We start from the raw sequence: 879 nt of genomic DNA on the forward strand, positions 1-879 counted from the left end.
CTGCTGTGTTTTGCTTTGATCTAATGCATCAGGGTGTGGGGGCGCGAATGCTTCAATGTCATTATCGAAGTACATACCATGCGCTTGAGCAAACTCTTCTGATAGCGCAGCGCGAGTTAGAATATCTGCTCCTAAGCGGATATCACCACCAGCAACCCCATAAGCATCTTTAACCATCTTACTACCTAGGAATGATTTTGGGTTTACTGATACCAACATAGGGCCAGTGTTCTTAAGCTTTAGTCCGATTGCTCGTGACCACATCGTTAATGCCAATTTGCTTTGGGCATATGCTTCGCCATCTGACAATGGTTTGTTACCGAGTAAAGCGCTAGTGTTTACTGTTGTTTGTGCAGCTGAAGACAAATTAACCACACGACCCGTATCTCCGAGCAACGGCAATAGCTCTCTAGTGAGTAAGTAGGGAGCAATGGTGTTGACTGCGAAGCGTACATCAAGACCCTCTTTAGTTCTTGGATTTGGTGTTGCGTACACACCAGCATTGTTAATGATGACGTCTAAATGATTGAACCGTTCTGTTATCTCCATCACTATCTGTTTTACCGCATTGGGAGAGGATAAATCAGCAACAAGGCTTTCAACTTTACCACTTTTCATCTCCCTCAAACTTTGCTCAACTTGTTGAACTTTCTCTATATTCCGGCCATGGATTATTACGTGTTGTTCACGGTTAATTAACATTTTCGCGGTTTCTAAACCAATACCGTCAGTAGATCCAGTAACTAGAATTGTCTTTCGCATGATCGCTCTCATTGTTGAAGGTTAATATAGAACGATCATAGTGGCATCTTTTGCATTCGACTATTGAGACTAAAAAGAAAACACTTTCTAGGAAAAATTGAAAATAACTTTGTTGTT

1 protein-coding gene is annotated in these 879 nt (G+C 41.6%); it reads right to left on the reverse strand.

Translation table 11 applies throughout. The annotated features are described in order from the left end of the window. Positions 1–762, reverse strand: a 762-nt coding sequence (locus IQR33_RS01745; RefSeq protein WP_193843454.1) for an SDR family NAD(P)-dependent oxidoreductase, incomplete at its 3' end; no start/stop codon positions are given. Positions 763–879 lie beyond the last annotated feature (117 nt).

Origin of the sequence: Vibrio sp. OPT46 (genome assembly GCF_015163535.1) — a bacterium.
In the GTDB taxonomy this organism is placed as follows: Bacteria; Pseudomonadota; Gammaproteobacteria; order Enterobacterales; family Vibrionaceae; genus Vibrio; species Vibrio alginolyticus.